Source organism: Neobacillus sp. DZ-9 (assembly GCF_059587065.1).
Genome location: NZ_JCAIOL010000005.1, coordinates 78,034 through 99,108 on the forward strand (window position 1 = coordinate 78,034; position 21,075 = coordinate 99,108).

The 21,075-nt window shown below is 38.5% G+C and carries 20 protein-coding genes; 19 read left to right on the forward strand and 1 reads right to left on the reverse strand.

Features of this window, described 5'->3' with window-relative positions:
• Positions 1-129: 129 nt before the first annotated feature.
• The 18 genes from AC59HZ_RS15305 to AC59HZ_RS15390 all read left to right on the forward strand — a co-directional run bounded on the left by AC59HZ_RS15305 (position 130) and on the right by AC59HZ_RS15390 (position 20,019).
• The gene (locus AC59HZ_RS15305; protein WP_496546666.1) at positions 130-1,404 is read left to right on the forward strand and encodes an L-cysteine desulfidase family protein; all 1,275 of its coding nucleotides are present in this window, start codon (positions 130-132) and stop codon (positions 1,402-1,404) included.
• Between the two features lie 117 nt (positions 1,405-1,521).
• Positions 1,522-2,652: a hypothetical protein gene (locus tag AC59HZ_RS15310; protein ID WP_496546667.1), complete on the forward strand. Its 1,131-nt coding sequence runs from the start codon at positions 1,522-1,524 to the stop codon at positions 2,650-2,652.
• Positions 2,653-2,726: 74 nt separating this feature from the next.
• Positions 2,727-3,707, forward strand: a complete 981-nt coding sequence (locus AC59HZ_RS15315) for an aldo/keto reductase (protein WP_496546668.1) — start codon at positions 2,727-2,729, stop codon at positions 3,705-3,707.
• A gap of 49 nt (positions 3,708-3,756) precedes the next feature.
• Positions 3,757-4,851 carry a threonine aldolase family protein gene (locus tag AC59HZ_RS15320; RefSeq protein ID WP_496546669.1) on the forward strand — a complete coding sequence of 365 codons (1,095 nt, stop codon included), beginning with the start codon at positions 3,757-3,759 and terminating at the stop codon, positions 4,849-4,851.
• Positions 4,852-4,963: 112 nt separating this feature from the next.
• On the forward strand, positions 4,964-6,442 hold the full coding sequence (locus tag AC59HZ_RS15325; protein WP_496546670.1) for a glycoside hydrolase family 18 protein: 1,479 nt from the start codon (positions 4,964-4,966) through the stop codon (positions 6,440-6,442).
• Between the two features lie 385 nt (positions 6,443-6,827).
• The gene (locus AC59HZ_RS15330) at positions 6,828-7,163 is read left to right on the forward strand and encodes a DUF3870 domain-containing protein (RefSeq protein WP_496546671.1); all 336 of its coding nucleotides are present in this window, start codon (positions 6,828-6,830) and stop codon (positions 7,161-7,163) included.
• A 231-nt stretch (positions 7,164-7,394) separates the two neighbouring features.
• Entirely contained in the window at positions 7,395-8,492 is a 1,098-nt protein-coding gene (locus AC59HZ_RS15335) for a M24 family metallopeptidase (protein WP_496546672.1), read from the forward strand.
• A gap of 34 nt (positions 8,493-8,526) precedes the next feature.
• The gene (locus tag AC59HZ_RS15340; RefSeq protein WP_496546673.1) at positions 8,527-10,134 is read left to right on the forward strand and encodes an ABC transporter substrate-binding protein; all 1,608 of its coding nucleotides are present in this window, start codon (positions 8,527-8,529) and stop codon (positions 10,132-10,134) included.
• Positions 10,135-10,192: 58 nt separating this feature from the next.
• Positions 10,193-11,176 (forward strand): ABC transporter permease, encoded by a 984-nt coding sequence (locus AC59HZ_RS15345; protein WP_335443713.1) that lies wholly within the window; start codon positions 10,193-10,195, stop codon positions 11,174-11,176.
• 11 nt (positions 11,177-11,187) lie between these two features.
• Positions 11,188-12,090, forward strand: coding sequence for a nickel transporter permease (gene nikC / locus AC59HZ_RS15350; protein WP_496546674.1), 903 nt, complete (start codon positions 11,188-11,190; stop codon positions 12,088-12,090).
• Positions 12,091-12,108: 18 nt separating this feature from the next.
• Positions 12,109-13,047, forward strand: coding sequence for a succinylglutamate desuccinylase/aspartoacylase family protein (locus tag AC59HZ_RS15355; protein ID WP_496546675.1), 939 nt, complete (start codon positions 12,109-12,111; stop codon positions 13,045-13,047).
• Position 13,048: 1 nt separating this feature from the next.
• Entirely contained in the window at positions 13,049-14,248 is a 1,200-nt protein-coding gene (locus tag AC59HZ_RS15360) for a hypothetical protein (protein WP_496546676.1), read from the forward strand.
• Between the two features lie 11 nt (positions 14,249-14,259).
• A complete protein-coding gene (locus AC59HZ_RS15365) occupies positions 14,260-15,579 on the forward strand; it encodes an aspartate aminotransferase family protein (RefSeq protein WP_496546677.1) in 1,320 nt (439 codons plus the stop codon).
• 13 nt (positions 15,580-15,592) lie between these two features.
• Entirely contained in the window at positions 15,593-16,603 is a 1,011-nt protein-coding gene (locus AC59HZ_RS15370) for an ABC transporter ATP-binding protein (protein ID WP_496546678.1), read from the forward strand.
• Positions 16,578-17,564 carry an ABC transporter ATP-binding protein gene (locus tag AC59HZ_RS15375; protein ID WP_496546679.1) on the forward strand — a complete coding sequence of 329 codons (987 nt, stop codon included), beginning with the start codon at positions 16,578-16,580 and terminating at the stop codon, positions 17,562-17,564. The genes AC59HZ_RS15370 and AC59HZ_RS15375 overlap by 26 nt, the downstream gene beginning before the upstream one ends.
• A gap of 19 nt (positions 17,565-17,583) precedes the next feature.
• Positions 17,584-18,768, forward strand: a complete 1,185-nt coding sequence (locus tag AC59HZ_RS15380) for a M24 family metallopeptidase (RefSeq protein ID WP_496546680.1) — start codon at positions 17,584-17,586, stop codon at positions 18,766-18,768.
• 721 nt (positions 18,769-19,489) lie between these two features.
• Complete coding sequence (locus tag AC59HZ_RS15385) at positions 19,490-19,759, forward strand: CGCGG family putative rSAM-modified RiPP protein (protein WP_496546681.1); 270 nt, start codon at positions 19,490-19,492, stop codon at positions 19,757-19,759.
• On the forward strand, positions 19,744-20,019 hold the full coding sequence (locus tag AC59HZ_RS15390) for a hypothetical protein (protein WP_496546682.1): 276 nt from the start codon (positions 19,744-19,746) through the stop codon (positions 20,017-20,019). Before AC59HZ_RS15385 ends, AC59HZ_RS15390 begins: the two co-directional genes overlap by 16 nt.
• A gap of 52 nt (positions 20,020-20,071) precedes the next feature.
• Here AC59HZ_RS15390 and AC59HZ_RS15395 read toward each other — a convergent pair whose 3' ends face one another.
• A complete protein-coding gene (locus tag AC59HZ_RS15395; protein WP_496546683.1) occupies positions 20,072-20,479 on the reverse strand; it encodes a hypothetical protein in 408 nt (135 codons plus the stop codon).
• Between the two features lie 243 nt (positions 20,480-20,722).
• Between AC59HZ_RS15395 and AC59HZ_RS15400 the strand changes: the two genes are divergently transcribed.
• Positions 20,723-21,061, forward strand: coding sequence for a lmo0954 family membrane protein (locus tag AC59HZ_RS15400; RefSeq protein ID WP_496546684.1), 339 nt, complete (start codon positions 20,723-20,725; stop codon positions 21,059-21,061).
• Positions 21,062-21,075: the final 14 nt, after the last annotated feature.

The following is a 21,075-nucleotide window of genomic DNA, read 5'->3' on the forward strand; positions in this document are numbered from 1 at the left end:
AACCCAAAGAGACAAAGGCATTTTTTATTTAGGTATGCCTGGTCACATAATGATTGGAAGAAAGTGATTTAAAAACCTATGGACTATTATGGTAGAATATTAGTAAAGTGATCTTAGCAGGGGGACAATATGAGAAAGCATAAAATATTAGCTGTTTTAGAGAAAGAACTAGTTGTTGCCCTTGGTTGTACGGAACCAGTAGCGATTGCCTTGGCAGCGGCCACAGCAAAGAGCCATGCAAAGGGTGAAATACAGGCAATTACCGTAAAAGCAAGCGGAAATATTATTAAAAATGCAAAATCTGTTGGAATTCCAGGGATGTCATCAAAAGGACTCGAGTTCGCAGCTGCCCTAGGAGCGGCAGCGGGCAATCCAGATAAAAACCTAGAAATTTTAGAAGGTCTTACAATTGATGATGAGCGCTCGGCTTTGAAGCTCATTGAAGAAGGAAAAGTGCAAGCCGGACAAGCTGATACTCCAAAAAGACTATATATCGAAGTCATCGTAGAAACAGATCAACAGACAGCAAAAGTGGTCATTTCTGATAACCATAGCAATATCACCTTAATCGAAGTTGATGGGAAAGCAGTTTTCCTTGGCGGATGTGAGAATATCGGCATACAAACGGATGAAGAGGAATTAGAAGTATTAACCATTGATGAAATATATGAATGGGTATTAGAGGCGGATCTTAAGGACTTAACGCTGGTTAAAAAGAGTATTGAATTAAACCGTTTTATTGGAAATGAAGGACTTTCCGGTGATTATGGATTAAAAGTAGGAAAAACGATTAAACAAAATGTAAAAAAAGGAATCCTTTCGGATGATATTGCTACTGCTGCCATGTCGTTAGCGGCAGCCGGTTCAGATGCAAGAATGGCAGGTTCAACACTACCGGTAATGGCAAATACAGGGAGCGGCAATCAGGGAATTGCCGTGACACTTCCAGTTGTTGCAGCAGCAGAAAAGCTGCAGGTATCCGAGGAAAAAATGATTCGGGCTGTTGCACTTAGCCACCTCATTACCATTCATATCAAATCGAAATTCGGCCGCCTCTCTGCTTTATGCGGGGTAACGGCTGCCGGAATGGGTGCGAGTGGAGCCATTGTTTACCTGCTAGATGGTGGACTCCAACAAATTAAAGCGGCGATTCAAAATACAATCGGAAACGTATCGGGAATGATTTGCGACGGGGCCAAAGCAGGCTGTGCTATGAAAGTTTCGACCTGTTCAAATGTCGCCGTACAGTCTGCATTGCTGGCAATGAACCATCAAGAAATCCAATCGACGGACGGCTTTATACACGATGATGTGGAAAAAAGTATTGAAAGCTTCTGTAAGCTTGGAAATGAAGGAACACGCCAAACAGATGAACTTATCTTAAAATTAATGCTGGAAAAATAAAGGGTTGACCATTTGGTTAACCTTTTTATTTGTCTAAAAAAAGGAATTTTTAAGAGGTTTAGAAAAAATTTTGTTGAAATTATAGATAGTTAAAATTTTATTGGCGGGGTGGGCAGGATGGACGATATTCAATTTGCTTTTTTGAATGAATGCGGCGATTATAGTTTTTCTTTTGATAAAAACGATGTTTCAACCCACTTTATTCTTGTTGCGATTCTGGTAAAAAGTCCTAATAAGGAATGGCTGGAAACGGAATTAGTAAAATCCTTTCAAACGGAGGAATTAGACACAATCAAAATGTTAAATGATCTTAAGGATTTACCCTTCAGTGTTTATGCCTATGTGTTTGATAAGCGAAAAATAAGAGAAGACTATGGCATTATGCATAAAACGCCGTTTTTTAAATATTTAAATCGAATGATATATGATGATTTAAATAGAACATTTGAACAGCTTGACATTACGGCAGATGAGCAAGAAACTAAACCATTTTTGAAAGAATTTAAACATTACATCGGGACAAAAAGTATTCCGGACCTCTTTAATTATTCAACTTTTGGATTCAATAATAATCAATCCGAGAGCATTCTGCGATTAGCAGACTTAATCGCAGCAACACTTGCGAAAGGCTATGAACGAACCCAGTATACTGCAAATTACCATTCTTATATCAAAATAATTAAAAATAAAATAGCTGCTATTAACCTATTACCCCTAGACTATAAAAACTTTCTTCATGATTACACAACCGACTACCAAAACTCCAAACATGACGAGATTATTATCAAACAAGCTGTAAATTCAGCCTACAAGTATATAGAGAAACATCGAAAAAGTGAAGAAGAGGATGAAAAGCTTCGAATCGATTTTCTTAAGTTTCTTTTATTTAATCTAAAGGAAAATCCAGATGAATACGTGTATACGGAAGAAATCCTAGAAAATCTTAATGCTATTCGAGACATCAAAATGAATCCTCATAACTTTCGTTCAAATATTGTTTCCAAACTGCGCGATAGCGGGTTATTAATTGCCAGCAGCAATAAAGGCTATAAATTGCCGGTGTGCTTGAACGACCTATATGACTTTGTGAATCTCTCAAGTTTAACGATACATCCGATGATTCAAAGAATTTCAAAGTGCAGAGACCAAATCTTACTGGCTACAAACAATGAAATTGATATTCTGGAGCAAAAAGAATATGAATATCTGAAAAAAATCATTGAAATGCAGAAAATGACAGTGACCTAAAAATAAATGTTGTGCAATATAATTGGAAATGTTAGGTGAAAGTCATCGATTTTATACAGAAAGAGGGTTTAAAAATGAAGTATGTGAAACTTGGTAATTCCGGATTGGATGTATCACGACTTTGCCTTGGCTGCATGAGTTTTGGCATACCTGAACGCGGGGCACATCGATGGGTTCTAAACGAGGACGAAAGCCGTCCAATAATAAAGAAGGCTCTTGAATATGGCATTAACTTCTTTGATACAGCTAATGTCTACTCAGACGGTACCAGTGAAGAAATTGTCGGACGAATTTTAAAAGAATATGCAAAGCGCGATGAAATTGTAATTGCGACAAAGGTACACGGGCGAATGCATAAGGGTCCAAATGGAGCAGGCCTTTCTAGGAAAGCCATCATGGCTGAAATTGATAACAGCTTAAAGAGGCTTGGAACTGATTATGTGGATCTTTATCAAATCCACCGCTGGGATTACCATACACCGATTGAAGAAACGATGGAGGCCTTGTATGATGTCGTGAAGGCAGGAAAAGCCAGATATATTGGCGCATCCTCTATGTACGCGTGGCAATTCCTTAAGGCTTTACATATTGCCGAACGAAATGGATGGACTCGGTTTGTCTCCATGCAAAACCATCTGAATCTCCTCTACAGGGAAGAAGAGCGAGAGATGCTTCCACTATGTAAAGAGGAAAAAATAGGTGTTATTCCATGGAGCCCGATGGCAAGAGGAAAACTGACACGAGATTGGGAAGAAGGAACCGCACGTTCGGAAACCGATGAATTCGGGAAAAAGCTCTATGCTGAAACGGTCGAGGCAGACCGTAAAGTAGTTGAACGTGTTGCAAAAGTGGCAGAGAAACGTGGTGTACCGCGTGCTCAAATCGCTCTTGCCTGGGTGCTGCAAAAGGAATCGGTATCAGCACCAATAATTGGTGCGACGAAAATGCATCATCTTGACGATGCGGTGGCTGCTCTTTCCGTTAAATTAACCACTGATGAAATTTCATTCATGGAAGACCCATATGTTCCTCATCCAGTTCTGGGATTTCAATAACTTTCTGATATAGTAGTTACATAGACATAGAGAGAAAGGAAATGGAAGCATGAATGATAATAATTTTTTACAAGAGGCGTTTAAACAAAGCCAATTTAAAGTACCCGGTCATGGAACGAGAAACATTCAAGTTCTGAAAGAGGCATTGCAGGACTTGAATGAAGAATTAGAAAGTGACATGTACGGAAAGGGAACAATAATAGAAGACTTTCAGGGAAAAATGGCAGAATTCTTAGGGAAAGAAGCGGCGGTATTTTTCCCGAGCGGCACTATGGCCCAGCAAATTGCTTTAAGAATTTGGTGTGATCAAAAAGGGATAAATAAAGTAGCCTATCATCCATTAAGCCATTTGGAGATTCATGAGGAAGATGGCTTGAAAGAACTGCATCAGATTGAATCGATTCTGTTAGCAGATAAAACTAGAGTAATTGAGTTCGAGGATGTGGCAGGCCTAGAGGAGGAAATTGCCAGCATTCTACTTGAATTACCACAGCGGGAGATTGGTGGACAGCTCCCGGACTATAAAACCCTTGAAGCGATTTCAGCTTACTGCAGGGAAAAAGGAATCAAATTGCATTTAGACGGAGCGAGACTTTTTGAGATTACCCCCTATTATGAAAAGTCAGCTGCGGAAATTTGCAGTCTATTTGATAGTGTATATGTCTCTTTTTACAAAGGAATCGGCGGAATTGCTGGTGCTATTCTAGCAGGTGACACAGATTTTATCGAGAAATCAAAAGTATGGAAGAGGCGTCATGGGGGAGATTTAATTAGTCTATATCCCTATTTCCTAAGTGCAGACTATTATTTTGATAAACGCATTGCGAGAATGAAGCAATATTATGCAGAGGCTAAAGAACTGGCGCATTTTTATAATCAATGTCATGGTGTTTCAACCATCCCTCAAGAGACGGTCTCTAATATGTTTCATGTCCATTTTCAAGCTCCTAAAGAGGAAATGGAGATTATTTTAGCTGAAATTTACACGGAATCTGGTATTGGCCTATCTAGTTACGTAAGGGAAGTAAGTGAGGAGACCAGTTATTTCGAGATTAGCATTGGCGATTTGTATGAGACGGTTCCGCGAGAAAAATTAATTAATGCTTTTAAACTATTGGATAAGAAAATGAAATATAGAAATTAATGACTCTAAAGGTGCCTAATCCACAAGGCACCTTTTTCCTACTATCGTCCCTATTTGTCAGACTATTCTTTATATTAAAATGTTATTAAAAGAGTAGTAGGAGAGGGTACAGATGAAACAGAAACTATCATTGTTTGTCATTGTTTTTTTATTATTATTAACTTTCCTTGCAAATGGCAAGGTCGCTCTTGCTGCAAAGCCGGATCGAACGCCGCCATCAACACCAACCAACCTTCATGCCACTTCCATAGCGGAAACATCTCTTTCATTGGCATGGAATAGTTCAACAGATAATCTGAGGGTAACGGGTTATGACATTTACCAAAATAATAGATTGATTGGGAATGTGTCTTCCACGCAATATGTGGCTAACAATCTGACCCCAAATACATCCTATAGTTTTTATATCAAAGCCAGGGATGCACGTGGAAATGTATCAGGTGCTAGTAGTGTACTAAACGTTGTAACATTACCACAAACAACTCCTGTTCAATCAAATTTTAAAAGAGTAGGCTATTTCGCAGGCTGGGCTACCTATTCTAACTATCAGGTTTCTGACATTGATGCTAGTAAACTAACACATTTGAATTATGCCTTCGCCAATATTAATGCCGATGGAAAAATAGAGGTTGGCGATCCATTTGCTGATATCGAACAAACTTTTCCAGGTGATACCGCCTATCAGCCATATAAAGGTAATTTTTATCAATTAACGAAACTAAAGCAGCAATATCCACAGTTAATAACGTTAATCTCTGTAGGCGGCTGGTCATGGTCAGAAAGGTTTTCAGATGTTGCCTTAACAGATCAATCTAGAACGATTTTTGCAGATAGCTGTCTGCAATTTATTTTAAAATATGGATTTGATGGAATCGATTTGGACTGGGAATATCCGGTAGCTGGGGGAGAAGCAGGTAATATTCATCGCCCTGAAGATAAACAGAATTTCACCCTTTTGGTTAAAAAAATAAGAGAAACGTTAGATGCTCAAAGTGCAATCGATGGAAAAAAATACTTATTAACGATTGCCGGCGGTGCTAACAAAGGCTATGTTGCCAATACGGAACTAAGCTTACTACAACAGTATTTAGACTACATTCAGCTTATGACATACGATTTTCATGGATCTTGGGAAACTTTAACTGGAATGAATTCCCCGTTATATCGCGATCCAGAATCTAAATTTGCAGAGTTTAGTGTCCAGGATGCCGTACAAACTTATATAAATAGCGGGGTACCAGCTACTAAACTTGTAATGGGGATACCATTTTACGGAAGAGTATATAACCAAGTAAACAATGTGAATAACGGTTTATATCAATCTTTTTCTGGCGGGGGTTCTGCTCTAAGTTATGGTCAACTTGAAGCAAGTTACCTTAATAAAAACGGGTTTATCCGTTACTGGGAGCCTGATTCTAAAGTGCCTTGGTTGTTCAATGGTTCGCAATTTATTAGCTATGATGATCCCGAGTCGATCGGTTATAAAACATCCTTTATTAAGTCAATGGGATTGGGCGGAGCGATGATGTGGGAGCTTAGCCAGGATCCAAATAAAGTATTAATAAGTAAGATTTATGATGATTTAAGATAAGAATAACTCTAAAAGAATAAAGACTAAACAATTTGTATTGAACTGCCCCGTAAATGTTAGACATCAAACTAACATTTACGGGGTGTTTTTATGGCCAATTTACAACGGAAGAAAAGATTCAAATTGTATTAAGATATTTAAAAAGAAACGAAAGTATAAAAATCTTGCAGAAAGAGTTGGAGAGAGTACCCCGATCTTGAGTGGTTGGATTCGACTTTATGGACAATCTGGTTTAGAAGTAATAGTCTTGAAATTTAACATAAGGTTTAGTTTACCAAATTCTAATTTATAAAAGGTTTAGATTTTTCAAAAAAAGAATTCCATCTTTTATACATCAAGTTATAATTATTTTTAGAGTGACTAAATATGTATAGAGGGGGAACCAATGATGAATTCCAATGAAACAATTATATGCACTGGTTATTCACGATTACCCGATGGAATGGCAGCCAAAAACCTTTATGGTGTTATGGGCGTAGGATTTGAAATAGACCCAAATACGGACTGTATTCTGAATGCTTCTTGTACCTTTGTCACAAATATGTGTACTGATTTCATTAAAAGTATTTTGTCAGGTCATGATTTAAAAGAAGGGATAGAAGCACCAATTGCAAGATTTGAGAAAAGATATTTTGGTCTAGGAAAAAAAGCTATTATTTCTGCAATGAAGGATGCCCATAACCAATATTTGATTTATAAATCTATGAGCGTTTCAATTTAAACCGAATAATTTTAAAAAAAGTATTGAATTAATTTGAATTATCAGTATAATTTAAATTAATTCAATTTTCAGTCTAAAAATAATTTTTCCAGCGAGCCTAAAGTTCAGTGGATAGGAAGCCCCTATTCATACCAACGAATTTTAAGACCAAGCTGTCCGAATTTAACCTTATTAAGGGTTTGTTCGGCATGGCTTGGTCTTTATTTTTTGCTAAAAAAGGAGTGCTAAAAAATGGAGCCATATACTTCAAGGCTAATGAAATGTTATCAAAATCTGGAATCGAATGGGTTTGACCATTTGGTTGTAACTTCTCCCTATAATCTCAAGTACCTAATGGGAGCGAATATTGATACAGGAGAAAGAATGACAGTCTTACTTTTATCACCCAGCAAAAAAAAGAAATTAATTATTCATCAAATGTTTTCAGACCAAGTACCTAAATCTAGCGAACTTGAAGTAATTTATTACAGTGATGAAATGGAACCGATCAAAATATTGGCATCAAATTTTTCTGGCTATGAAAAATTAGGAATTGATCAGAATTGGCTTTGTTCTTTTTTAATCGATCTATTAAAAGCACTCCCTGCAATAAGGGTCGAAAAAAGTGCCATTGTTGAAAAGTTAAGAGAAATAAAAGATGAAAAAGAGATTGATACATTGAGGCAATCTGCTAGAATTGCAGACGCAGTAATGTATCAAATCCTCCAACTGCAGTATTTTCCAACATCCGAAAGAGAGGTTGCTGCAACCATTAAAAGTTTTTTTGCTGAACATGGTGTCAATGAATTGTCCTTTAAACCTATTATTGGGTTCGGGGAAAATTCAGCCAATCCACACCATACAATCAGTGATCACATATCACAATTCAATCAGCCAATTTTAATAGATATGGGCGGGTTGTTTCACGATTATTGTTCTGACATTACAAGAACTTTTTATCTAGGAAGAAAAAATCAACAATTTGAAGATTTATATCAAATCATAAGAGAGGCACAGGAACAGGCTATTGAGCTGGTCAAGCCGGGTGTGGAATTTTCAGAAATTGACTTGTTTATTAGGAATTCATTTGCCAAGTGGGGGTATGATCAATATTTTATTCATCGAACAGGTCATGGGATTGGTTTGGAGCTTCATGAAGGATCATCTATTCATCAAAACAACCATGATGTTATCCAAGCAGGAATGGCATTTAGTATTGAACCTGGATTATATCTTCCGAATCAATATGGGATTCGGATTGAAGATATAGTAATTGTTACTGAAAATGGCTGTGAAATTCTCAATAAATGCTCCAAGGAGGTGCAATACTTAGAGCTTTTAGGGGTTTAAAAAACTTTTTATTTTCAATGAGAGGGGAAAAGTTATGAAGCGAAAAACTTGGTTATCATTATTCTTTGTTATTGGTTTAATCTTTTCCATATTATTATCAGGCTGTTCATATGAGAAACCATCTAATAGTAGTGAAGACACAAAAAATGAAAGTGGCAATGGAAATGCAGCGGTTAAAAAGGATGAAATCAAAGTTGGCTTGGATGTGGATGCCGGCACTATGGATCCACGTCTATCAAAAGACACATCCGCCAAAAGAGTTACAGAACTTGTTTATGACGGCCTCGTACGTCTGTCCGATAAATTGGAGCCACAGCCGTCATTGGCAACAAAATGGGAAAATCCTGATCCTACGACTTGGATCTTTACACTTCGCGATAATGTCACTTTCCATGATGGAAAACCATTTACTGCAGAAGATGTTAAATATACGTATGATTCTTTAATCGATCCTAATTTCAAAGCGCCATCTGCCTCACTCTATACACCTATAAAATCGGTAGAAGTAATAGGGACTAACCAAGTGAAATTCACTCTAAAGCAACCCTTCGCGCCACTTTTAAGCTATTTGGATATTGGGATTGTACCAAAGCATATTGCCGAAAAAAATGACAACTCATTATCAAGTACACCAATTGGTACAGGCCCATATAAAATGGTGAAATGGGATAAAAATAGCAAGATATCATTTGAGGCAAATGATTCCTATTGGAATGGAAAGCCGAAAACCAAAAAGGTAACTTACTTTATTATTCCAGATAACTCAACTCGAGTAGCTTCGTTAGAGTCGGGGGACATTGATTTAGTACATTCTCCACTTTCTCCTCAAGATATAAAGCGAATTAAAGGAAATGATAAATTCGAAGTAAAAGAAATGGAAGGACTAGGCTTTACGTATTTGAACTTTAATCAGAAAAACCCTATCTTATCTGATTTAAAGGTAAGACAAGCGATTTCCTATTTGGTAAATAAAGAGGTCATCTCAAAAGATATTTATCAAAACATGGATAAGCCTGGAAAATCACCGATTATTCCACCATCATGGGCATACACAGATAATATTACTGGTTTTTCCTACGACCCAGAAAAAGCGAAAGCATTATTTAAAGAAGCAGGCTGGGAAGATACCAATGGTGATAAAGTCCTGGATAAAAACGGAAAGAAATTAACGATTACCCTATCCACTCATAGTGAAGACCCTAACCGAATTCAAACGGTTGAGTATCTTCAAAATGAGTTTACAAAATTCGGTATACAAACCGAGGTAAAAACAAGTGAGTTCCCAACGTTTAACACTGCCTTAACAGAGGGTAAATTCGACATTGCTTTAGTTGGCTGGCTAAATCAGGTAGATCCAGACCGTTCGTTTTACAATCCATTCCATTCAAAAGGTGGAAGCAACTATGGAAAATACAGCAACCCACAAGTTGATAGTCTACTAGATAAAGGAAGAACAACGTTAGACCAAAACGAACGAACTAAAATCTATCAAGAAGCCGCAAAAATTGTAACAGATGAAGTGGCGTACGATGTATTGCTTTACCAAGGCTATATTGCCATGTACGGTAAGAATCTTTCAGGATTTACTGTTCACCCAAGCGGAAACCTCTACGGTTTAAAGGATGCAGAAATAATAAAATAACACTGAAAAAAAGGTAGAGGGGTTTCCCCCTCTATCTTGAAAGTCAGGAGTGTTCTCGATGGCAACATTTATCATAAAACGATTGCTTCAATTTATTCCGGTGTTAATAGGGATTTCTATTCTTGTCTTTTTTCTGCTTCACCTCATTCCTGGTGATCCGGCAATGACTTTGCTTGGCCAGGATGCAACAAAAGAGGACCTAGAACACCTTAGGGAAGTTCTCGGATTAAATCAGCCAATTTACGTGCAGCTATTGTTATTTCTTAAAAAACTCTTTCACGGGGATTTGGGAATTTCAATTTTTCAGGATGTACCCGTTATTTCATTAATTATAAAGCACCTTCCAGCAACCATTGAGTTGGCGTTGTTGGCCATGATTATTGCCTTAATCATTTCAATCCCTTTGGGCATTGTATCAGCAGTCAAGCAATTTTCTTGGCTGGATTACGTCAGTATGTTTTTTGCTCAGCTGGGAGTGTCCATGCCGGTTTTCTGGATGGGGCTATTATTGATCATTGGTTTTTCCGTTAACTTAAACATTCTTCCCTCGTTTGGAAGAGGGGAGCCTTTATTCCAATCCATAGGACATACACTTCAAACGGGGAATCTCTTTTATGTAGTGGATAGCTTGCAGCATTTACTATTACCGGCTTTCACATTAGGAGTCATGAGTGCAGCCCTTATTACCAGAATGGTTCGCTCCGCAATGCTCGAAGTTTTAAAGGAAGATTATATTCGAACTGCAGAGGCAAAAGGGGTAAAAGGGTTGATGGTCATTATTAAACATGGCTTCAGAAATGCCTTAATTCCAGTTGTAACCATTGTGGGACTCCAATTTGGAAATTTACTAGGGGGAGCGATTGTAACAGAAACCGTCTTTGCCTGGCCTGGGATTGGCCGCCTTGTTATTACCGCTATTAGTCAGAGGGATTTTCCTGTGGTACAAGGCTGTGTATTAATGATTGCGTTAATTTTCGCGCTGATTAATTTAATAGTAGATATTTTATATGCCATTATCAATCCAAAAATTCAACGAGTATAGGGGGGAGGATAATGGAACTATCAAAACAGGTTCAAATCGAGAAGAAAACAGCAAAACCATCAAAAAGAGGTTTTCAGTTCAAAGAGTTTTTCTATTTTATTACTCAAAGTAAATCTGTCTTAATTGGGGGGGCCATCGTCTTAATTGTTGTTATTTGTGCCCTTTTTGCACCGCTAATCTCGACTCATGATCCTTACCAAATGAATATGGCGGACCGGCTTCTAAAACCGATGGAAAAGGGACACCTTTTAGGAACAGATCAGTATGGACGGGATTTATTTACAAGGATTATATATGGTGCAAGGGTTTCATTGGAAGTAGGGATTGTATCTGTTGGTTTAGCGATGATTATTGGGGTAACACTCGGGTTAATATCTGGTTATTACGGTGGCTGGCTGGACACAATCATCATGCGATTTGTGGATATTGTTTTATCATTTCCAGTTTTGCTACTAGCGATTGCCCTTGTTGCTGCTTTAGGGCCTGGGATTGAGAATGTTATCTTAGCCCTTGGTTTTGTTTATTGGACAAATTATGCCCGAATTGTCCGGGCTAATGTGCTGGCCATAAAGGAAGAGGAGTATATTCAAGCAGCTAAGACAATTGGTTCCAATGATTTCCGGATTATCTTTTTTAACATTTTACCCAACTGTTTAGCTCCAGTTGTAGTCGTAGCGACTTTAGGACTTGGTGTTGCCATTGTTTCTGAAGCAACCTTGAGCTTCTTAGGACTCGGAATTCAACCTCCAGAGTCTAGTTGGGGATGGACATTGGCATTTGGGATGAAATTCATTCGTGAAGCTCCACATTTATCTATCTATCCAGGATTAGCTATTATGTTTACAGTATTAGGGTTTAATTTACTCGGTGACGGGATCAGGGATTTAACTGATTCAAAATTAAAAAGGAATTAATATGGGAGGAATTATAATATGACGATTACATCTACACGCCAATATAAAGAGGTTATTGTTACTCATCTATCAAATGGAACACCATTATCATTACCGATTCATACGATTCAAGGTGGAAAGGAAGGCCCGGTTCTCGGTATTTCTGCCCTCGTTCATGGCGATGAAATTATTGGTGCCGAGATCATCAGGCGGGTATATAACCGTTTAAATGAATCCGAACTGGCTGGGACGGTTAAACTTCTTCCTGTTTCCAATCCGCTTGCATTTGAAAGCATGACGCGAAATACTCCTCTAGATATGAACAACTTAAACCGTGTCTTCCCTGGCGATAAAGAGGGATGGGTGACAGAACAATTAGCACATTCCATGGTAAAAAACTTTTTAGATGAAATTGACGTATACATCGATCTTCATGCAGGGGGCGCAGTTCCAGTTGTAGACTACGTATATATTCAAAACGACGAAGAACTTTCAAGAGCTTTTAATTTCCCGGTATTGTATCGTCCTGCTCATCCATATGAGGGAACAACGGCTACATACACCGTAGAAAAAGGGATCCCGAGCATTACCGTTGAAATTGGCGGAGGTCCGAACTTCGATAAGGATATCGAAAGAGGAGTGGAAGGGATCTTTAATTGTATGCGTAAATTAGAAATGATCCCAGGAGCTGTTACACCCCCACCAGAACAAACCGTTATGACAGAAATTGCGATTATTCGTCCTACACATGGCGGCATCATGGTTCCAGAATTTGACTTTGGTTCGGTTGGAACGGTCATTGAAGGGAATCAGGTGCTTGCACGCACATACAATCCAAGAACGTTCGAAGAACTAGAAGTGATTCGTTCACCATTTAAACGGAATCTAGTTATTTTAACACGAGGTCTCTTTAATAAAGTAAGTCCTGGCGATTATGGATTTATGCTTGGTAACCTTGATACAGCGGAGGAAAAATAAAATGGGTACAAAAACAGCTGGATATGAGGCACTAGACCTTAAATTATCCCAGGACTATACCCAAATTGTCTTGGGGATGGATGAATTCTATCGGAACAGGAATTCCCCGAGCACGGAGGCATCGTTAGATAAAGAAGGTCTCGTTCCTATTAATTTAACATCTGAAAAGCCAAATCATTATGACAGCTGGGAAGAAATTCTTTCAGATTTGAACGATTTGAGGAGCAGTTATATATTCATTCAATCCGAGATTCGCCGGAACTACATGCAGCAACAAATTGGTTCGCTAATTACATTGGCAAAATGGTGTAGTGGTAAGGAGATTTCATTTAGGGAAAAAGTCAGAGGATTGTTATATGTGAATGAAAATCCCTATTCGATTGCAGAACGAAATGAACTCCATCAAAAACTAGATGGTCTTTTGACAAAAAGAGGGCTCGCCGGTTCTTTAACCGAAAAAGTATGGAAATGGGAGCATTCCCAACGTGTGCCTTTCCTACAACTCGAATCGGTTTTAAAAGATTTGCTGGCAGAATCAAAAAAACGTGTAGTCGAAAAAATGTTTCCTGAAATGGAAGATGTCGAGGTTACTCCGGTAATAGTTACTGGGGTTCCATACAGCGCTTACTGTGATTATGTTGGCGGCAAAATGTATATTAATGGGGATCTTACCTATACCTATGAAGCTTTAAAACATTTAGTTTGTCACGAGTCGTTCCCTGGCCATACCACACATATGAGAATAAGGGAATTAGCCGTTCAATCAGGAGATACACCTCTTGATGCTGCCTTAGTTATCACCAATACAGCAAGCAGTTCCATTTTCGAAGGAATTGGAGATAATGGGATCGATTTCATAGATTGGGTAAATTCAATGGATGATGAAATTTATTCAGTTTATCAGGAAATTAAATCTATCTCCGGATTAAACGCAGCCCATATGATTCATGCAGAACAAAAGAGTGATAACGAAGTAGCAGCGTTCTTAAAAGAATTTTCCTTTGGAGAGGAAAATTGGATCCAATCAAGACTTCGTTTCTTCAGACATAGTTTAAGGGCGCCGTTTATTTATTCCTATTGGCGAGGAAATGAAGCGGTTAAAGAGGTTTATAGAAACGTATCAGAAAATAAGAGACAATCATTTTATCAATTTTTATATAAATATATGCTATCTGCTGATACCGTCAAACAATTTAGATAGGAAGTGACATTATGGAACTAGCAAAATCAAAAGCATTATACGATAGAGCACTGAACTCAATCCCTGCAGGGGTCCATTCCAATTCCCGTTATCGCAACCCGCACCCAATCTATTACCAAAAGGCTGATGGAGCCTATCTTACCGATATCGACGGAAACCGATATATTGACTGTATTATGGGAAACGGAGCGGTCATTTTAGGCCATAATGATCAGGATTTTAATGATCGAGTCAAGTTTTACAGTAATTCTGGCATTGTTACTGGTGTAGAAACGGAATTAAGTATCAAAGCCGCTGAAAAGTTTCTTTCCTTAGTCTCAACGGCTGAACAGATTCGCTACACCAATACTGGCACTGAGGCCATCATGCATGCAATGGCGATGGCAAGAGCCTACACGGGAAAGTCAGATATGGCTGTAATTGAAGGAGCGTATAACGGGTGGCATGATGCCGTATATGTAAGCACTTGGCCAGATTTACAAAAGGCGGGGGATAAATCCGCACCCAACTCGTTGCCTGGTGCCTCAGGATTAATTGAGGAGGTAGTAAAGAGTACCCTTGTTCTGCCTTTTAATGATCTTGAAGTGTCAGAGCGCTTATTGACGGAGAATAAGCACAGGATTGCTGCTTTAATTATTGAACCAACGATGATTGATATAGGCTATATTCCTGCCAAGAAGGAGTACTTACAGGGTTTAAGGAAAATCTGTGATAATTTAAATATTTTACTAGTTTTTGATGAGCTGTTAACAGGATTCCGTTTATCACCTGGAGGGGCACAGGGTCTTTACGGTGTAACCCCTGATTTAGCTTCATTTGGAAAAGCGATCAGTAATGGGTATATGTTAGCTGCCTTAGCGGGTAAAGCCTCTATTTTTGAGACGGTGACACCGGGTAAAGGGACATGTTCATTTGTTGGGACGTACAATGGGCATCAAGTTTCTTTAGCGGCATCGATGGCTTTTATGGAGCTATATGAAGAGAAACAGGTTTTCCAGACACTTCAAAACCGAACAGAAAAGCTGATTGCTGCGTTTGCCGGATTGGCAGAAAAACACCAAATTAAAGCAAAAATGCAGGGTAGAGGCGGACATTTCCATTGGTATTTTACCGATGAGGAACTGGTTGATTACAGAAGCGCGACCACAAGTGATAAGGAAAAATATGCGGCATTTATTAATGCTTTTGCGGGTAAAGGAGTATATTGTTCGCCAAACTATCTGCTGCATCATGCCATTTCGCATGCTCATACAGATGAGATTCTTGATCAATTAATTGTCTATATGGATGAGAGTCTTAAACAAACGGTTGCCATCAAAGCAGGTTCTTAAGGGGGAATGATTCGTGCAATCGAACATTCTAGAGGTCAACAATTTGAAAACTACATTTACATCTCGAAGAACGGAATTTAATGCAGTAGATGGAATTTCCTTTTATGTCCGTAAAGGGGAAACGCTTGGTATTGTTGGGGAATCAGGCTGCGGGAAAAGTGTCACCTCGCTTTCGATTATGGGACTGGTCAAAGCACCTGGCAGGGTTTCAGGAACAACCATTGATTTTGATGGTGTCAACCTGCTAGAACTGTCCAAAAAAGAAATGCGAAAGATTCGTGGCAATGAAATTAGTATGATTTTCCAAGAGCCTATGACATCCCTTAATCCGGTCTACACGGTAGGGGACCAAATTGGTGAATCCTTAAAAATTCATAAAAAGTTAAAAGGGAAAGAACGTAAAGAAAAAGTGGTTGATTTATTGAAGCAGGTAGGCATTCCAAGGCCGGATGAAATTTATGATAATTACCCGCATCAATTGTCAGGTGGGATGAGGCAACGAGTAATGATTGCAATGGCTATGGCTTGTGATCCGAAATTGATTATTGCCGATGAGCCAACTACAGCTTTGGATGTAACCATTCAAGCCCAAATCCTGGAGCTGATGAAAGAACTCCAGTCAAAAAAAGGCATGTCGATGATATTAATAACGCATGATCTCGGAGTGGTTTCAGAGGTTTGTGACCGTCTAGTTGTTATGTATGCGGGCAAGATTGTCGAAACAGGTCCAGTAAAAGAAGTATTAAATAACCCGGCACACCCTTATACCAAAGGGCTGTTAGCGTCATTACCGAAAAAAGGCTTCAAAGAGAAACGTTTGCATTACATTCCAGGTCAGGTTCCTGCCCCCATTAATTGGGGGAAAGGCTGCCGATTTGCCGATCGTTGTCCTTATGTAATGAATGAGTGTCATTCTTCCTTGCCTCCGCTATTCAAAGTGAATGATGCACAGGAATCAGCCTGCTGGCTTGCTTCAGAGGGGAGGGAGAGGGTAAGCGATGTCATTATTGAAACAGCAAGATGAATATATTTTGGAAGTGGAAAACGTTAAAAAGTATTTCCCGATTAAAAAAGGCGTTTTTTCCAAACAAGTGGGTGCTGTTAAGGCGGTAGATGGAGTTTCCTTTCAAGTTAAAAAGGGAGAAACACTTGGAATCGTAGGGGAGAGTGGATGTGGAAAATCTACCATGGCGCGATTAATTATTCGATTGCTCGAAGTAACCGATGGTCGTATTAAACTAGAAGGAAAAGATTTAACCACCCTCCCAAAGCAGGACATGAGGTCAACAAGAAGAGATATCCAAATGGTCTTTCAGGATCCTTATGCTTCTTTAAACCCAAGATGGACAGTAGAGCGAACCTTATTGGAGCCAATGAAGGTTTATGATATCGGAACCAAAAATGAACGAAGAGATAAGGTCTCTGAATTGTTGAATAAGGTAGGATTGGATCCCAGCTATGCCATCCGGCACCCTCATGAGTTCAGCGGAGGGCAGCGGCAGAGAATAGGAATTGCCAGAGCATTGGTGCTAAATCCAAAGCTTATCATTGCAGATGAACCTGTTTCCGCACTCGATATTTCCGTCCAGGCACAGGTGATTAATTTAATGCAAGACCTTCAGGATCAATTTAATTTGACCTACATGTTTATTACCCATGATTTGTCTGTTTGTGAGCATATTTCAGATCGAGTAGCTGTGATGTATCTTGGAAAAATAGTGGAACTTGCAAGCAAGGAGCAATTATTCTCGAACCCTTTGCATCCCTATACTCTTGCCCTTATTTCAGCCGCTCCAGAGGTAAATGCTGCACAGAAAAAGGACAGAATTGTGCTAAAGGGGGATGTTCCCAGCCCTGCGAACCCGCCGAAAGGGTGTGCCTTTCATACTCGCTGTCCTAGCTGCATGGAAATTTGCAAAGTAGAAACGCCAGCCCTGAAAGAAATTGAATCTGGACAGTATACCGCTTGTCATTTATATGAATAAAAGGTAAGGGAGTTTAAAGATGAGATTATCAATTTCTAGAGAAGAAATTCTTACAAGGCAGGAAAGATTTCTGCAAAAACTCCAAGAAAAAGAACTTGACTGTGTTGTTCTTTTTAACCCAATAGATATTTTTTATTTAACTGGGTTCCACTTTCATCCGACGGAGCGGCCAATCGCGTTTTATATCGATCCAGAGCACAAAACACATTTATTTGTTCCATATTTAGAGGAAGAGCATGCCCAGGACTTTACAGCACAAATCCACTATGTTCACTCCTATCCTGAATATCCCGGAATCAAGCATCCGATGGAATATTTTAAGGATGAATTAGGAAAGGCTGGTTTCCAAGGAAAAAGAATTGGTGTTGATTCCATTGGATATGGGTCACCATCTGGATATCGAGGTCCATCACTAGATCAATTACTTGAAGCGAAGGAATTTCAATCCATCAAATATGTTATTCCAGATATGCGGGCGGTTAAATCACCTGCAGAAATTGAATTGATCAATGAATCTTGCAGATGGGGGAATCTGGCTCATCGTTTATTACAAAAATATTCAAAACCGGGATTAAGCGAGCTTGAAATCACTAGCAGGGCAAGCACGGAATCAACTCTAGCGATGATTGAAACCTTGGGACCTGATTATAAACCGCACGGGGAGACGGCTTTTGCCTTATTTCGCGGGCAAATTGGTGAAATGTCCGCTTATCCGCATGCTGTAACCCAGAATGCTGTTTTAAAAACAGGAGATACACTTGTTACGGCTTCCTCAGCAAGTATCTGGGGCTATAAAAGCGAATTAGAAAGAACGATGTTCGTTCAGGAAGTAAGCAAGGAACAAGAGACCTTTTTCAAATACATGTATGACGCGCAAGAAGTGGCCTTTCAACACATAAAACCTGGTAAACCAACCTCTTATGTAGAAGAAGCAGTGCAAAGATATTTCAAAGAAAATAATATTTCACACTTAACACGCCATCATACAGGTCATGCAATTGGATTATTGTTTCATGAATCACCATTTTTTGATTTGGGAGACCATACGATCATGCAACCTGGAATGGTGTTTACAGTAGAACCAGGGATTTATGTGAAAGGTTTAGGTGGATTCCGTCATTCCGATACAGTTCTCGTCACTGAAAATGGAATGGAAATGCTAACCTATTATCCAAGAGACTTGGAATCGTTGATTTGTTACTAAAATACTTTTCATGAGAGGTGCTCCAAATTTCACATTGGTATATCTAGAATTTGGATACCTTGTTGAACTTTTATCGGCTGCATTAGAGCAAGCATGAATTGAAAAAGGTGACCATGTTATGGTTATGCTTCCGAACACCCATTTCATGTTGGAGTTCTTTTATGGCATTTGCCAGCTTGGGGCTGTAATGGTGCTTTCTTTAAGATGTTGAATTTGTGGATGACCTGCCAATAACTGCTACGGGCATATTGCAAAAATATCGGTTACGAGAAATGTACTGGACTGGGCAGAAGAGTGTCAATTAATAGAGAAATACCTCTACTTTTTTGTAAAGTGGGGGTATTATTTTTTTGCACGAAATGCGTCAATCACGCTCCTTAAGGACCAACATACCAGATTACCAGCTTGAAATGTCCTCCATCGGGCTCATTAAGGACAATATAACATGAATATAAGAACTGAATGTCCTCAATCAAGCTTATTTAGGCCCAATCAACCAACAATACACCAATAATTACGCAGTTAATAATTCAAACCTTTATTAAACTTGATTGTAGTTAATATCATAGTCCTTCAACAGCAATCAAAGTATTGTTAAGCCGAAAGAAAATATTCGTAAATCTTAATCAGAAAAATATATTGTTTTCCGGACTGAGAGGCCATTTAGTGATGTATATCACCAAAACCTTGCTGTATTCATTTTAAAATAAAGTGAGGAGAGGTGATTGATTTGGAAAAGAATTGGTCGATAGCACTTGAACATGTTGCATATGAAACAGATCAGGAGTTAGTCATTAAGGATGCCATTGATGCCGTAAAAAAAACTTCAAAAGGATTTTATGTCAATGTGGTCACACCTGCAATCTTTGGCAATCCTGAAGCTTATTTAACAAAAGAGTTAATATCCATATTTGGAGATGAAATTGTTTTGAAATTTATTGATCAATGTGGATGTGGGGGCTATGTGTTAAGAGTATGGAAAAACAAATAGGAGATCTCATTGTTATTACCCTATTTCAAAACCGTCAAGTGGTATTAAACTACTATGATGAAGATATGCTTATTCAAAGAGATGGTTTTCACTTTGAATCCATCCAATTAATTGAAAGCTATCTTTCTTTTTTGAAGAAGGACGGAAGTAAATTTACTATTGAACTAACAGAGTATCCTAGTAGGTATGTTAACAATGATTTTCAAAACTATTACATATTGCGGAGCAACTCAAATCGATTAGAAATTTATTTTCCTTAAGCAAAAATGTCCTTCATTAACTTTATGAAGGACATAAGCTATAGAATTCCTTTCAAAAATGTCCCTCATGACCGTCTAAGGTCAAATGTTTTATGTCCTCAGTACTGTAAACGGCATGTTTAAACCATTCTAAATTTCCCGCAAATCTTTCGGTACAGGGAAACTGAATATTTTTAGCCCTATGGTCTTGAATACATCTAATTGAACCCATAAAGACAGGCTGGCTGTTATCAATTTCCTGGTAAGTTGCATAATAAGGCAATAATTCGAAACGATAGCTTCTAGCAAGTGAATCAAAATAATTTTTTGAAACAATTTGTTTAATATTTTCATAGGTAGGTTCATCTAATCCAAAACGAATGGTTGAGGTACCGTCCGAAAGGGTTACCTTCATTTTCATATAAGGACCCTGGATGCCTTTAGAAACCGTTAGGATTTTAAAATTCCCAATTACATTCATCAAATCAGCCCCCTTATAAATATCTATATTACCTTTGTATGGAAAATTGGCCATTTGTTTTTAAAAAGAAAACTCACACTCGCTTGTTCGGCAAGATTGAGTGTGAGCTTTTTTATGTAAAATAGTCCGACATCACCTAAGCCTTAGGTCCGATAGTAAAATCAAGCTCAAGCGCAATTATGGAACCATTAGAAAAAAGGTAAGATGAAAACATAAAGAGGCAGAACAAAGGAGGAAGAAAAAGTGAAAAAATTTGGATTGTTTTTAGCAGGAGGCTTGGCTGCCATCATCTTACTGAATACGATTGGTCCAATGGTGGCATTACTTCTGAGTCTCGTGATTCTTTACTTCATTTACAAACAGTTTTTGAAAGTGGACTCCATCGGATGGAAGATCGCATTAATTATCTTTGGGTTAGTGGTCCTTTCATCAACCATCCACAATATACCTGCCCTTATTGGCGCAGGCGCAGCTTATGTCCTATATCTTGTCTATAAAAATTGGAACAAAAAAGCAGCACCAAATAATGATGATCCATTCGTTAATTTTGATAAGCAATGGAATGAATTAAAAAAATATTAATTTCAAGGGAGAAA